The sequence below is a fragment of the Winogradskyella rapida genome (assembly GCF_042675845.1).
GTDB classification, from domain to species: Bacteria; Bacteroidota; Bacteroidia; order Flavobacteriales; family Flavobacteriaceae; genus Winogradskyella; species Winogradskyella rapida.
This window is the reverse complement of the sequence record NZ_JBHTKM010000063.1, coordinates 766,420-779,766: the sequence shown is the minus strand read 5'-3', so window position 1 is coordinate 779,766 and position 13,347 is coordinate 766,420. Positions and strand designations below refer to the sequence as shown.

Genomic DNA, 13,347 nt, shown 5'->3' with positions numbered 1-13,347 from the left:
AGTATTTGTTTATTTGGTTTCTCACTGTTTTGGGGTGGTCGCACGCGCAAGAGGTAAGTGTTATGAGCTATAATATTAAGCTCGATTACCCTAAAGAAGGAAAAAACAGCTGGAGCACAAGAAAACCCTTTTTGATAAAACAACTGAAGTTTTATGAACCTGATGTTATTGGAGTGCAAGAAGCCATGCCTAATCAAATGAAAGCAATGGATAGTCTTTTGGTAGACTATAGCTATGTGGGTGTAGGACGTGATGATGGTGCAGATGCAGGCGAGTATTCTGCCCTGTTTTATAAAACGGAAAAGTTTGAAATCTTAAAGTCAGGAACCTTTTGGTTATCCGAAACTCCAAATGAAGTTTCTAGAGGCTGGGATGCGGTATGCCATAGAATTTGTACCTATGCTTTGCTAAAAGATAAAGCTTCAGCAAAAACCTTTTGGTTGTTTAATACCCATTTTGATCATGTGGGGGAATTAGCACGGACCAATAGTGCGGTCTTAATCCTTGAAAAAATTAAAGCATTTAATACCGAAGATGTACCGGTTGTATTAACGGGCGATTTTAATATGGAACCAGATCATCCTAGTATTCATCTCATCAAGGAAGATCTAAACGATTCAAAAGAAATAGCAAAACTAAGCTTTGGGCCAGAGGGTACTTTTAATGGTTTTCATTTCAATAAGCCCGTAACCAGACGTATAGATTTTGTGTTTGTTTCAAAAGGAGTAGAAGTCCCTAAGTACGCCGTACTCAGTGATAATTGGAACTTGCAATATCCATCAGATCATTTGCCAATTTTAATTACATTGCGGCTCAAATAACAGAAATTAATTAATATTATTAAATACATATATAAAATGAAAAAAGGTGTTTTTTTATTGCTAATCGCAGCGGTTTCCGCTTTAGGTGGTTTGCTTTTTGGTTATGATACAGGTGTCATCAACGGTGCGCAATTTTATCTAACAGAATATTTTAATCTCAGTGATGCCTTAAAAGGTTGGGTTGTTGGTAGTGCACTTTTAGGTTGCTTTGTCGGGGCTATTGTTGCGGGACCTTTAAGTATTAAAATAGGAAGAAAGTGGTCTTTAATTATTTCGGCTATCTTTTTTACGGTTTCAGCATATGGTTCTGGGCTTCCTGACTTTTTACCACAAACGGTGAGTATGTTGGTGGTGTTTAGAATTATTGGAGGACTAGGTATTGGTGTGGCTTCTATGAATGCTCCGATGTATATCGCAGAAATTGCCCCTTCAGATATTAGAGGACGTATGGTAACCTATTACCAATTGGCTATTGTTATTGGTTTCTTTGTGGTTTTCCTAGCAACTTATTTTATAGGAAGTGATCTAAGTGTAGAAGAAAATATTGATTTCGGATGGCGAAGAATGTTTTGGTCAGAATTAATTCCAAGTATTCTGTTTTTAATCTTGTTGTTTATCGTGCCTAAAAGTCCACGTTGGTTGGCTTTAAAAGGAAAAGAAAAAGCGGCATTAGCCGTGTTGCAACAGATTAATGGAAACGAAGTGGCTAATAAAGAGCTGCACAACATTAAAGAGTCTCTAAACAAGACTAATGATGGGGTTAAGGTGAGTTACTTCTCTAAAGGGGTATTAGTGATTATTGCTATTGGTACGGTATTATCCATGTTACAGCAATTTACAGGAATCAATGCCGTATTGTATTATGGTGCTGATATTTTTGAAAAAGCCTTAGGTTTTGGTAAAGAAGACGTTTTAAAACAACAAATTCTTTTAGCATTTGTAAATTTAGTATTCACATTTGTGGCCATGTTCACGGTAGATAAATTTGGTAGAAAGCCCTTATTGTATATCGGATCGGTTGGGATGATTGTAGGCTTCTTATTGCTAAGTGTAACCTTACAGCAAGGTAATGTTGGGGTATTGTCTTTAATTGGTGTATTAATGTTTATTGCATCCTTTGCATTATCAATGGGGCCTGTGGTTTGGGTATTATTGGCAGAGATGTTCCCTAATAAGATTAGAAGTGTGGCCATGTCTGTAGCGGTTGCGGCACAATGGGCAGCAAATTATATGGTATCGCAGTCTTTTCCGGTGGTTATGGGAAGTGAAATGAATACTAGTGCACCATGGAATGGGTCATTGCCATATTATATTTTTATCGTCTTTATTTTAGTTATTGTTTTTGTGACCTATAAATTTATTCCTGAAACAAAAGGGAAATCTTTAGAGGAGATTGAAGAATTCTGGAAATAAGACTTAAATCTTAAGATTCATATTTAAAAATCAAGGTGGAAACGCCTTGATTTTTTTTGTTTAAAAATGCCCTGTTCGTGTTTAAATGAGCTTGTAATAAGGTGAAACAAGTGTTAATTTAAAAAGGAAGGAGAAGAAGTGGTGCGTTATAAAAAGCTATAAAACCAAAAAACCCGATTCAGATGAATCGGGTTTTGGTGGTGGTGCCTCCAGGAATCGAACCAGGGACACAAGGATTTTCAGTCCTTTGCTCTACCAACTGAGCTAAGGCACCAATTGCTTTGCTAAGCGGGTGCAAATATAAGCGCTTTTTTAATATCTCCAAAGTAATTTTAATAAAATTTGATTTTATATTTTTGTGGAAATATAAAATGACTATGAATCTTGTTGTAGATGTGGGGAATACGTACGTAAAGTGCGCAATATTTAATTTTGAAAATTTATTACATAAATCGAGTTTTACCTTAGAAAGCTTTCCAGAAGAATACAAAAAACTCAAATCGGCCTACCCAAAATTAGAAAAAGCGATCATCTCTTCAGTAGGGCATTTATCAAAAGCGCAAGTTGATCGTGTTGCAGAAGATTTAGAGTTGTTGGTTTTAAATTCAGATTTAAACTTTCCTTTTATAAATAAATACCAAACACCTAAAACTTTGGGTGTCGATCGTATGGCTCTGGTGGCTGCTGCGGTAGATCAGTTTCCTAATAAAAATGTATTGGTTATCGATGCCGGTACTTGTATTACTTACGATTTTGTAACCCAAGACAAGCATTATCTCGGTGGCGCCATTTCACCAGGAATTCGGTTGCGGTATAAAGCCTTAAATAATTTAACAGCAAATCTTCCGTTATTAGAAACAAGGCAGCCTGATAAATTAATTGGAGACTCTACAGAATCGGCTATACACTCTGGAGTAATTCACGGCGTAATCAAAGAAATTGACGGCGTATTGGAAGATTATATCTACGAATACAGAGATTTAACAGTTATTTTAACAGGAGGAGATAGCAAATTTTTGTCAAACCAATTAAAAAATACCATATTTGCGAATTCAAATTTTCTACTGGAGGGTTTGAATTACATTCTAGAATATAATTCAAAATAATGATAAAACGATTCATTGTAATCTGTATTACAATTATAAGTTCTGCAGCTTTTGCACAACAAGGAACAGGTTCTCCCTATTCATTTTACGGTATTGGAAGCTTGATGGCTAAAGGTACGGTAGAAAACCGAAGCATGGGTGGCATGGGAGTTTACCTAGACAGTATTCACGTTAATTTAAGAAATCCTGCGGCGTATGCCGGTAATAGTTTAAAATCTATGCCGTTTAATGGCGAAAGCAGGCCGGTAAAGTTTACGGTAGCAGGGACCATGACCAATTCTACTTTAAAAAGCAATACTTCGGAAGGTGATGCGAACACTGCAATTTTCGATTATATAGCCATTTCAATGCCAATTGGTAAATTTGGTTTTGGCTTCGGATTAATGCCATTTACTTCTGTAGGTTATAAATTAGATGATTATAACAATGATGAGGTCTTTGTTAATCGTTTTGAAGGTGAAGGTGGTGTTAACAAAGTTTTCGCAGGACTCGGTTACCAAGTCAATGAAAAATTAAGTGTTGGTGTCGATTTTAGTTACAACTTCGGAAACATACAAAATACAGGTTTAGAGGTGGCTTATGAGCCAGACGGTAGCGTGGTGCAATACCAAACTAGCGAATTTAACCGCTCAGATTTAAGTGGGTTAAATCTAAACTTCGGGATCGCTTATAAAACTTATATTACTGACAAATTAGAATGGTCAGCAACCGCAACCTATGCGCCAGAGAGTCAATTGACTTCTAAAAATGTGCGTTCGTTCTCTACGGTAACTATAGATGGAGCAACTTTTGATATTACAGGAGTCTCTTCTACTATCGATGCAGATCTTGAAGCCCAAGGTTTAGATAAAACCGAATTAGACTTGCCGTCAACTTTAACCTTTGGTACTGGTATTGGAAATCCGAAATCTTGGTTTGTAGGGGCAGAATATACGTTTCAAAACACAAGTAAGTTTTCAAACCCGGTGTTCTCTAATCAGAATACATCTTTTGAAGATGCTTCAAAAATCGCCGTTGGTGGATTTTATATTCCTAACTATAATGCGTTTTCAGGCTATTTTAAACGTGTCGTGTATAGAGCCGGTTTTAACGTCGCTAAAACAGGTTTAGTCATAAAAGATGAATCTATTAAAGAGTTTGGCATATCTTTTGGTCTAGGTTTACCAGTTGGAAACCGAAACTTGTTTTCTAATGCCAATTTAGGTGTAGAATTTGGGCAACGTGGAACAACGAATCAAAATTTAATCAAAGAGAATTTTGTAAACTTTAATCTAAGCTTATCTTTGAATGCTCGTTGGTTCGAACAGAGAAAATATAATTAACAAATAATATTTACAAATGAAAACGAAAATAACAATACTTTTTCTAGCACTTTTTATGAGTGTTAATCTTGGATTTGCTCAACAAGATGAGGAGTGTATGAATAATCTCTCTATTTTTAATGACTATGCTAAGAATAAAAAATATGACGAAGCCTATGGTCCTTGGAAGATTGTTAGAGAAAAGTGCCCTCAGTTTAACCGAGCGATCTATGTACACGGAGAAAAAATCTTAAAGCATAAAATTGAAAATAGTACAGGTGCAGAGCAAATAGCACATATTAACGATTTAATGGCTTTATACGATCAGAGTAGACAGTATTTTGAGTCAAGATATCCTTTAGGAGAAATCCTTGCAGATAAAGCCAACTTAGCTTATAAATACAGAAAAGTACTTAACAAGACAGATCAGGAAATTTATAACATGTTTGATGAGGCGTACCAAAAAGATGCGGCTAACTTTAAAAGTGCTGTAGGACTTTACACTTACTTCTCTCTTGCTGTAGATTTATATGATGCAGGTGCGAAAACACAAGATGATGCACAGAAATTATTTGATAAGTATGATGATGTTAATGAAATTATTGAAGGTTTAATTGCAGGCTACACGAAGAACTTAAATAAGTATGCTGAAAAAGAAGAAGCTGGAGGGACATTAACAAAAATTGAAAAAAGCCGTAAAGGAAGCTACGAATCTAATATCGAGGTTTTTGAAACTAAGATTATTGGGAGTATGGATCAGAAGTTAGGACAACGTGCTAACTGTGAGGTATTAGTGCCATTATACGAAAAAGACTTTGAAGCTAATAAAAACAATCCAGAGTGGTTACAACGTGCCATGAACAGAATGTATGCTAAAGAGTGTAAGTCAGATCCTTTATTCTTAAAATTAGTACAGCAAAAGAATACGATTGAGCCAAGTGCAGATACAGCGTTTTACTTGTATTTATTAACGAATGAGCAAAAGTATTTCGATCAGACTATAGAATTAGAATCAGATCCATTAAAGAAAGCAAAACTTTATAAGAAGTTAGCACAAGAGTTGAAAGCTAAAGGAAGTTACAGTAAAGCGAGACAATATTACATGGAAGCTTTAAAACTTAATCCTTCTGATGGATCACCACATTTATCAATTGCATCAATGTATGCTAAGAGTGCAAATAGCTGTGGAGATACAAACTTTAATAAAAGAGCCGTATTCTGGTTAGCAGCTTTAGAAGCTGAAAAGGCTGGAAGAGTAGATGGTCGTTTAAAATCTATTGCCGCTAAAACAGCAGCTAGTTATAGAGGAAGTGCACCGTCTAAAACGGAAATCTTTAACTGTACTTGTGCAGGTGAAGTTATTAAAATAGGATGTTGGATAGGACGTTCAGTAACCGTACCAAGTAACTAATTGAAAACAATTCATTTACATAGTATTAAATTCATAGTCACAGCAATCGTTGTGACTATGTTTTTTTCTTGTAACAACGACTTTGACAAAGTTCAACAAGTTGGTGTGTTACAAAACCAGCCTATTGGTGAGGCTGAAAATATAGATTTGGACTATACCGAATTTGAGGAAGATACGGTACGTTTGTTAGCCAATCTATTAAGTCCAAAAATGTTAGATTACTCTAATCGGAGTTTTGCTTTTTCTGAATTTCCAGAAGGCGTAGAGCTCTTTATTTTTGATGACGATGGCAACAAAACCACCATTACCTCTAATTATGCCATTGTTTATTCTGATACCGATCTTATAGATCTTCGTGGCGATGTTAAAATTGCAACCCACCAAAAAGATACGTTGTTTACAGAGCAATTGTATTACAATCAAAAGCTAGAGTGGGCCTTTACTAATGAACCTTTTGTGTTTAAAAGTTTAACAAGTCTTACCCATGGAGTGGGCTTTGATTCGGATAAAAACTTAAAAGAAACTCAAGTCTTAGAAATGGGTGGTGATTTTGAAGTAGATAATTAACTATCTTTGTGCTTTATTAATTGAACCTAACTCATGAAAATACAAAAGATTTTTCATTACGCTTATCTTGTTTTTGCTGTGCTTTTCCTTTATGATGCCATCACTAAATGGTCAGAAGAAAGAAACCGAGCTTACTTATCGCTCGCATTTGTGGCTTTAGCAACTTTTATGTTTTTCTTTAGAAAGCGTTTTAGTAAAAAGTTTGAAGACCATAATAACAAATAATGTATGACTGCCGATCTAGTCATTATTATATCCACACTTATACTTTCTGCCTTCTTTTCCGGAATGGAAATAGCCTATGTCTCTTCTAATAAAATTCATATTGAATTAGAAAAAAAGCAAGGTGATTTTTTAGGTAATATCTTAGCAAAACTAACGGCTAAACCTTCAAAGTATATTGCGACCATGCTTATTGGTAATAATATCGCTTTAGTTATTTACGGGCTTAAAATGGGCGAGGTTTTAGTACGCTGGTTCAACTCCATGCTGCCTTCAGAGAGTCCTATTCTTAGTTATCTATTTGTAGATCTACAACTGTTGTCTCAAACGGTGATTTCTACCCTAGTGATTTTAGTTACCGCAGAGTTTCTTCCTAAAGTCTTCTTTCAAATATATGCCAATACCTTACTTAAAGTATTAGCCGTACCAACTTATGTGTTTTATGTGGTCTTTTCTTGGATTTCAGATTTTATCATCTGGATTTCAGATAACGTCTTAAAGTATGTCTTTAAAACCGAAGGCGAAGATGTGGTGTTGGCCATGACTAAAGTAGAGCTTGGAAATTATATCACAGAGCAAATGGAGTCTGTAGAAGATGAAGATGATGTGGATAGTGAAATACAAATTTTTCAAAACGCCTTAGAGTTTTCAGGAGTGAAAGCCCGAGAGGTGATGGTGCCTAGAACCGAAATTACCAGTGTTGATATCTCTGATAGTATTGAAAATTTAAGACAGCTCTTTATTGAAACAGGTCGTACTAAAATTATTATTTATAAAGATAATATAGACGATATTAAGGGTTATGTGCATTCCTTTGAGTTGTTTAAAAAACCGAAATCTATAGATGAAATTTTAATGCCTGTAGGTTTTGTTCCTGAAACCATCTTGGTTAAAGATGTGTTGAATATTTTGATTAAAAAACGTCGTAGTATGGCGGTGGTTATTGATGAGTACGGTGGAACATCGGGTATTATGACGGTTGAAGATATTATTGAAGAACTTGTTGGTGAAATTGAAGATGAGCATGATACCGTAGAAATGGTAGAAGAACAGCTTAACGACCTTACGTATAAGTTTTCAGCACGATTAGAAGTGAATTATATCAATGAAACCTATAAACTCAATCTTCCTAAGAGTGAAAACTACGAAACCCTTGGTGGCTTAATTGTTAATGCCACTGAAGGAATTCCAGAAGAGAATGATGATGTATTTATAGAGAATTTTAAATTCACCATTACCGAAGTGTCTTCAACAAAAATAGACGAGGTTATTCTTAAGGTATTGGAGGTCGACTAACAAACCCTTTACTTCAAATGGTACGTAGGCCATTTTAAATCCTGTTTATCTCCTAGCGTTTTAAAAGATCTTACAAGCAGAGTACCTCTTTAAATGCTAAAGAACTCAAGCCTAAAGAGCCGCTGTTTATTAGCATGTTCCTATAAAATTTAGGCTAAAGATTTTCAACTTTATAAAAACTAAACTTCTCCTTTTATTATTTGATAGAATATGCTATTTTCGCACACTTATTTACACCAAATTAAAGACGATACAAAAAGACTATGGCAGTTTTAAATAAAATTAGACAACGCTCACTGGTATTAATATTGGTAATTGCATTAGCGTTATTTTCATTCGTAATCGGAGATTTATTCAAAAATTCTGATGCCCTAACTGGCGGATCTCAAGATGTTGTTGCAACCATTAACGGTAAAGACATCAATAGACTTGAGTTTCAACAAAAAGTAAAAAACTATCAAGATAGAGCTGGTGGAAGACAAACGTCTACACAGTCTATGAATGCAATCTACAACCAAGAGTTACGTAGAATTGTATTAGAATCTGAATTCGAAGAATTAGGATTGTCTGTAGAGAAAGATGAAATGAGAGACTTATTAAAATTAAGTTTTTCTTCTTATCCAGAGTTTCAAGATGCAAACGGAAATTTCGATGTTAATCGTCTAAATGCATTTATCGCGAACTTAAAAGACTTAGATGGTGAAACAGCACCGTTAGGGAATTTCTTAGTAAATTATGATAGCTGGACAAACAACGAACAGACTATTGCAACAAACGCCATTCAGCAGACGTATTACAACATGATTAAGGCGGGTGTAAATACAACCATTAAAGAAGCTGAAGATGCTTATTTAGCAGATGCTAAAACAGTAGACATTAAATATGTTCAAGTGCCTTACACAAGTATTGATGATAGTGAGGTAGAAGTGTCTACTAGCGAAATCAAATCTTATATGGAGGCACATAAAGAAACTTACACTACGGATGCGACAACTGAAGTGGTTTATGTAGAGTTTAAAGAGGAAGCTTCTAAAGCTGATGAAGATGCTATTAAAGCGGAATTATTAGCTTTAAAATCGGACAGAGAAGAATACAATGAAAGCAGCAAAAACACAGAGACAATTCCTGGGTTTGATTCTGCAACAGACATCGAAGAATTTGTAAATTCTAATTCTGCGATTAAATACAACGATTCATTTTTAAGAGAAGGTCAGTTACCAACAGTAGCTAAAGATACTTTAATGAACTTGAGTGCTGGTGCGTATTACGGACCATATAAAGACAACGGATTTTACAAATTGTCTAAAGTTATTGCTACGAAGCAATTGCCAGATTCAGTTAAAGTACGTCATATCTTAATCCCTCATGTTGGTGGACAAAGAGCTGATGCTTCTGTAACAAAAACACCAGAGCAAGCTAAGAAAACAGCAGATAGTATTTATGCCGCTATTAAAGGTGGAACGAAGTTTATGGATCTTTTAGATTTATCTTCTGATAAAGTGAGTAACGAGCAAGATGGTGAAATTGAATTTGATTATTTAGCAGGAATGGCTCCAGAATTCAAAGCTTATGCTTTTGATAACAAGGAAGGCGATATCGATGTGGTGCAAACAACATTTGGTTACCATGTCATTGAAATCTTAGAACAAAAGAGCTTTCATAAAGCCGTAAAAGTAGCGACCGTTGCAACTAAAATTGAACCTTCAGATGCTACACTTCAAGATGTTTTCAACAAGATGTCTAAATTTGAAATCGCAGCGAAAGATGGTGATTTTACAGCGTTAGCTAAAGAACGTAACTTAACTGTAAAGCCAATTACATTTAATCCTTTAGACGAAACAATTCCTGGTTTAGGAAGTCAGAGAGAAGTTGTACGTTGGTCTTTTGATGAAGATACAGAAGTAGGCGCTTATAAAAACTTCCCAATTTCTAACTTCGGATTTATCGTTGCTAAAGTGGTAGAGAAAAGAGAAGCTGGTTTAATGAGTACAGAAGATGCGTCTATTACAGCTATTCCAGAAATCAGAAAAGAGAAGAAAGCAAAACTGATCCGTGAAAAAATTACAGGAACAACAGTTGCTGATGTTGCTAAAAACCAAGCGCAGAGTCCTAGAACAGCGGCAGCATTAACAATTAACAATACAACCTTATCTGGTGCAGGAGCTGAGCCTAAAGTTATTGGTGCAGCCTTCGGATTAGCACAAGGAGCAACCTCTAGCCCAATTGATGGTGATAAAGGTGTTTATGTTATTGAAGTAACTAAAGTGACGGAAGCTACAGAATTAGACAACTATACAGCGATTATGAACCGATTAAATGCAGAACGTAGAAGTGCGGTTCAAACTAAAGTGTTTACAGCTTTAGAAGATGCAGCTGAGATTGAAGATAACAGAGCTAAGACGGTTTACTAAATCGACATTAGACTAGAGTATATTAAAAAGGCTTCACATTATTGTGAAGCCTTTTTTTTGGTTTATACCTTTTCTTAATTTTAAGAAAGCCTTTGCTAAGGCTAAGAATTGTGCTTGTTTTCTAAGACGCTTACCGTCCTTATAAAGCAGCGCTAGAAAGTGAGGGCGTTTATAAGACCATTGCGGAATAAGGAATAATAGTTGGGTAGCCTAAGGTCTTAAAATAAGCACGTGGATCGGCTTCAGAACTTACCAAGATAAAATCACCACCCCAAGCCCCAAGGCTTTTAATAGCGCCTTTAAAATCGCTAAACAAACGCTGTTGTATGGGTTGCTGTGCAATTAACTCAGAAATGAGTTGTTCATGAGAATGGATTAAGCGATCGAATTCTACACGCGAAGTGCATTGTTCCAAATTGGCTGTTATATTATTAATCGCTTCCTTTTTGGCTTCTGTTAATAGCCCAAGTTTACGGTAAGACGCTATGCCATCTCTACTATTTTGCTTTGCATTTAAATACACAAAATACAGCTGATCCTTAAAATTAGGGTCAAAAGCTACAGGGGCCACTTTTGGAGCAGATTCCTTTTCTAGTTGAAAGGTAAGAGCAGTGTCGTGCTGTGCGCAAGCAATGTCATAACCGCTACCTCCAAAAGTTAGCGCTAGCAATTTATAAGCATCTACTTTAGCCCAATGGGCCATATTGTTAATTAAGGTTGAAGAGGTGCCTAAGCCCCAAGCCCGATTAAAATCTTGATGTGTGGTCACACTATAACCTACATCAGAACTAAGGAAATTTGGATTTAAACGCTGTATAGCTGAAAAGATCTGAATAAGGCGTAGGCTAATCTCGCTTTTAGAGGTTGATTGGACTTGCAAGCCTTCAGAAGTCTTTAAAATTTCAAATTGATCGCTAAACCAAACCTCATTACATTCGTTATAACTCGTCCAGTCTATAACAGGATTGTTATGCGTTGTAACGGCTAATGATTGCCCGTATTTTGTTGGGATAGCCAAAGCTTTTGCCCCATCTAAGACCGCGTATTCGGCGGTAAGAAGTAGTTTTCCGTGACTTCTAAAGGTTTGCGTTTTCTGTGTCAATGGTTCAATTTTTTTGTCCAGTTTGTTACGTTCATCAGGCTCAGGGAAATCCCTTCGCTGTACTAGTTTTAAATTTCACGGTATAAAAACAGGACTAAATTCGTGTTAATCAATTGAGGATTACACAATACCCAGTTGCTCTTATAAGAACGTATTTATTTTCGTAAATCTGCTATAGCCTCCACCACGGCACTGTGAGTAACCACGTTGGTTTTAAAATGTTCTACCAATTGCTCCTTTTCTGTAACTGTAGCTTCAAACTGATTTAAAATATTCATTAAATGCATTTTCATATGGCCTTCTTGAATTCCGGTGGTGGTTAAAGATTTTACCGCTCCAAAATTTTGAGCTAATCCGGCCACAGCTACAATCTTCATGAGGTCTTTAGCGCTAGGGTTCTGTAACATTTCCATAGCAAATTTAACCAAAGGATGTAAGCGTGTTAAGCCGCCAACCGTTCCTAGAGCAAGTGGGATTTCAATCCAAAAAGTAAAGCGGTCATTTTCTACCGTACAATGCGTTAAACTTGTGTAGGAGCCATCTTTTGCGGCATAGGCATGTACGCCAGCTTCTACAGCTCTAAAATCATTTCCGGTCGCTAATACTACGGCGTCTATACCGTTCATGATGCCCTTGTTATGGGTCACGGCTCTATAGGGTTCTAATTCCGCAATAGTTACCGCTTGTTTAAATTTATGAGCAAAAGCTTCAGGGTCTGGAATATCTTTACTTTTTAATTCTGAAATAGGACAAGAAACCTCGGCACGCACGACACAATTAGGTACATAATTAGATAAAATACTCATCACAATAGTGAGGTTTTGCTCTTCTTCAGTAAAAGCCTTATAGAGGAGGGCTTCTCGTTTAAAAGTGGTGGCAAATTGCTCTAGACAAGAGTTGATGAAGTTGGCCCCCATGGCATCTAAAGTCTCAAACTTCGCATGAAGTTGAAAATAGTGCGGCAAGTCATCCGATTTGTCGCGCAATTCGATATCTAAAATACCGCCACCTCTAAGCTCCATATTTTTTGTAATGGCTGCGGTATCTTTAATTAAAGTGGGCTTCACCTCTTCAAAAAAGGCCTTAAGTTTAGTAACATCACCATGGTACATAAAATGCACCTGACCAATTTTTTCTGTGGCAATGACTTCAGCTTTAAAACCTCCACGTTCTAACCAAAATTTAGCCGCTTTACTTGCGGCAGCCACAACGGAACTTTCTTCAATAGCCATCGGAACGGCATAAAGGGTATCGTTGATTAAAAAGTTAGGCGCAACACCTAGTGGTAAATAATAGTTGGTAATGGTGTTTTCAATAAACTCGTCGTGTAGCTTCTGTAGTTTGTCATCTGTGTTCCAGTAGCTTTCTACAAGTGTTCTTGCCTGGTCTTGTTCTGAAAAATAGGTCTCTAATAGCCAATTAATTTTGTCAGATTTTGAAAGCTTTGAAAAGCCGGAAATGGTGTTGGACATGTGGGTTCTAATTTTAAAAAAAACAAAGATACTAGGATTGCTAGAAAATGCCTGCATAATCGATTGTAAAACCCGATTTACTGTTAATAAAGGCGGTTTTTTGTATAATTTTTAGTAAACTTGGCATTGCTTTATGACAATCATAAAATTTATAAAACCAATAGGCCATAAACGAAATCATACAACCTTATGATTCAGAGTTAAGAGCGCCTTACGTATACAAGA

The 13,347-nt window shown here is 36.1% G+C and carries 11 protein-coding genes and 1 tRNA gene; 9 read left to right on the top strand and 3 right to left on the bottom strand.

Features of this window, described 5'->3' with window-relative positions; translation table 11 throughout:
• Positions 1–62 precede the first annotated feature (62 nt).
• Together ACFQ13_RS10865 and ACFQ13_RS10860 are read left to right on the top strand one after the other, a co-directional pair.
• Positions 63–821, top strand: a complete 759-nt coding sequence (locus ACFQ13_RS10865; RefSeq protein WP_386117205.1) for an endonuclease/exonuclease/phosphatase family protein — start codon at positions 63–65, stop codon at positions 819–821.
• Positions 822–857: 36 nt separating this feature from the next.
• Positions 858–2,234, top strand: coding sequence for a sugar porter family MFS transporter (locus ACFQ13_RS10860; RefSeq protein WP_386117203.1), 1,377 nt, complete (start codon positions 858–860; stop codon positions 2,232–2,234).
• 198 nt (positions 2,235–2,432) lie between these two features.
• Here the strand turns inward: ACFQ13_RS10860 and ACFQ13_RS10855 are convergent.
• Positions 2,433–2,508 (bottom strand) — tRNA-Phe (locus ACFQ13_RS10855).
• A 103-nt stretch (positions 2,509–2,611) separates the two neighbouring features.
• Between ACFQ13_RS10855 and ACFQ13_RS10850 the strand changes: the two genes are divergently transcribed.
• The 7 genes from ACFQ13_RS10850 to ACFQ13_RS10820 all read left to right on the top strand — a co-directional run bounded on the left by ACFQ13_RS10850 (position 2,612) and on the right by ACFQ13_RS10820 (position 10,548).
• On the top strand, positions 2,612–3,340 hold the full coding sequence (locus tag ACFQ13_RS10850) for a type III pantothenate kinase (RefSeq protein WP_386117201.1): 729 nt from the start codon (positions 2,612–2,614) through the stop codon (positions 3,338–3,340).
• Complete coding sequence (locus ACFQ13_RS10845; protein WP_386117200.1) at positions 3,340–4,662, top strand: hypothetical protein; 1,323 nt, start codon at positions 3,340–3,342, stop codon at positions 4,660–4,662. The genes ACFQ13_RS10850 and ACFQ13_RS10845 overlap by 1 nt, the downstream gene beginning before the upstream one ends.
• A gap of 16 nt (positions 4,663–4,678) precedes the next feature.
• Complete coding sequence (locus ACFQ13_RS10840; RefSeq protein ID WP_386117198.1) at positions 4,679–6,052, top strand: hypothetical protein; 1,374 nt, start codon at positions 4,679–4,681, stop codon at positions 6,050–6,052.
• Complete coding sequence (gene lptC / locus ACFQ13_RS10835; RefSeq protein WP_386117196.1) at positions 6,053–6,619, top strand: LPS export ABC transporter periplasmic protein LptC; 567 nt, start codon at positions 6,053–6,055, stop codon at positions 6,617–6,619.
• Between the two features lie 33 nt (positions 6,620–6,652).
• On the top strand, positions 6,653–6,844 hold the full coding sequence (locus ACFQ13_RS10830; RefSeq protein WP_386117194.1) for a hypothetical protein: 192 nt from the start codon (positions 6,653–6,655) through the stop codon (positions 6,842–6,844).
• A 3-nt stretch (positions 6,845–6,847) separates the two neighbouring features.
• A complete protein-coding gene (locus ACFQ13_RS10825; protein ID WP_386117192.1) occupies positions 6,848–8,137 on the top strand; it encodes a hemolysin family protein in 1,290 nt (429 codons plus the stop codon).
• Positions 8,138–8,400: 263 nt separating this feature from the next.
• Positions 8,401–10,548, top strand: coding sequence for a SurA N-terminal domain-containing protein (locus tag ACFQ13_RS10820; protein ID WP_386117191.1), 2,148 nt, complete (start codon positions 8,401–8,403; stop codon positions 10,546–10,548).
• A 169-nt stretch (positions 10,549–10,717) separates the two neighbouring features.
• On the opposite strand, the gene ACFQ13_RS10815 is transcribed toward ACFQ13_RS10820, so the two are convergent.
• Together ACFQ13_RS10815 and ACFQ13_RS10810 are read right to left on the bottom strand one after the other, a co-directional pair.
• Positions 10,718–11,650 (bottom strand): GYDIA family GHMP kinase, encoded by a 933-nt coding sequence (locus tag ACFQ13_RS10815; protein WP_386117189.1) that lies wholly within the window; start codon positions 11,648–11,650, stop codon positions 10,718–10,720.
• A 155-nt stretch (positions 11,651–11,805) separates the two neighbouring features.
• Positions 11,806–13,179: a hydroxymethylglutaryl-CoA reductase, degradative gene (locus ACFQ13_RS10810; RefSeq protein WP_386117187.1), complete on the bottom strand. Its 1,374-nt coding sequence runs from the start codon at positions 13,177–13,179 to the stop codon at positions 11,806–11,808.
• Positions 13,180–13,347: the final 168 nt, after the last annotated feature.

Coding starts and splice junctions, on each gene's coding strand:
- ACFQ13_RS10865 (WP_386117205.1), top strand. CDS start 63: ATGAGCTATAATATTAAGCTCGATTACCCTAAAGAAGGAAAAAACAGC.
- ACFQ13_RS10860 (WP_386117203.1), top strand. CDS start 858: ATGAAAAAAGGTGTTTTTTTATTGCTAATCGCAGCGGTTTCCGCTTTA.
- ACFQ13_RS10850 (WP_386117201.1), top strand. CDS start 2,612: ATGAATCTTGTTGTAGATGTGGGGAATACGTACGTAAAGTGCGCAATA.
- ACFQ13_RS10845 (WP_386117200.1), top strand. CDS start 3,340: ATGATAAAACGATTCATTGTAATCTGTATTACAATTATAAGTTCTGCA.
- ACFQ13_RS10840 (WP_386117198.1), top strand. CDS start 4,679: ATGAAAACGAAAATAACAATACTTTTTCTAGCACTTTTTATGAGTGTT.
- ACFQ13_RS10830 (WP_386117194.1), top strand. CDS start 6,653: ATGAAAATACAAAAGATTTTTCATTACGCTTATCTTGTTTTTGCTGTG.
- ACFQ13_RS10825 (WP_386117192.1), top strand. CDS start 6,848: ATGACTGCCGATCTAGTCATTATTATATCCACACTTATACTTTCTGCC.
- ACFQ13_RS10820 (WP_386117191.1), top strand. CDS start 8,401: ATGGCAGTTTTAAATAAAATTAGACAACGCTCACTGGTATTAATATTG.
- ACFQ13_RS10810 (WP_386117187.1), bottom strand. CDS start 13,179: ATGCAGGCATTTTCTAGCAATCCTAGTATCTTTGTTTTTTTTAAAATT.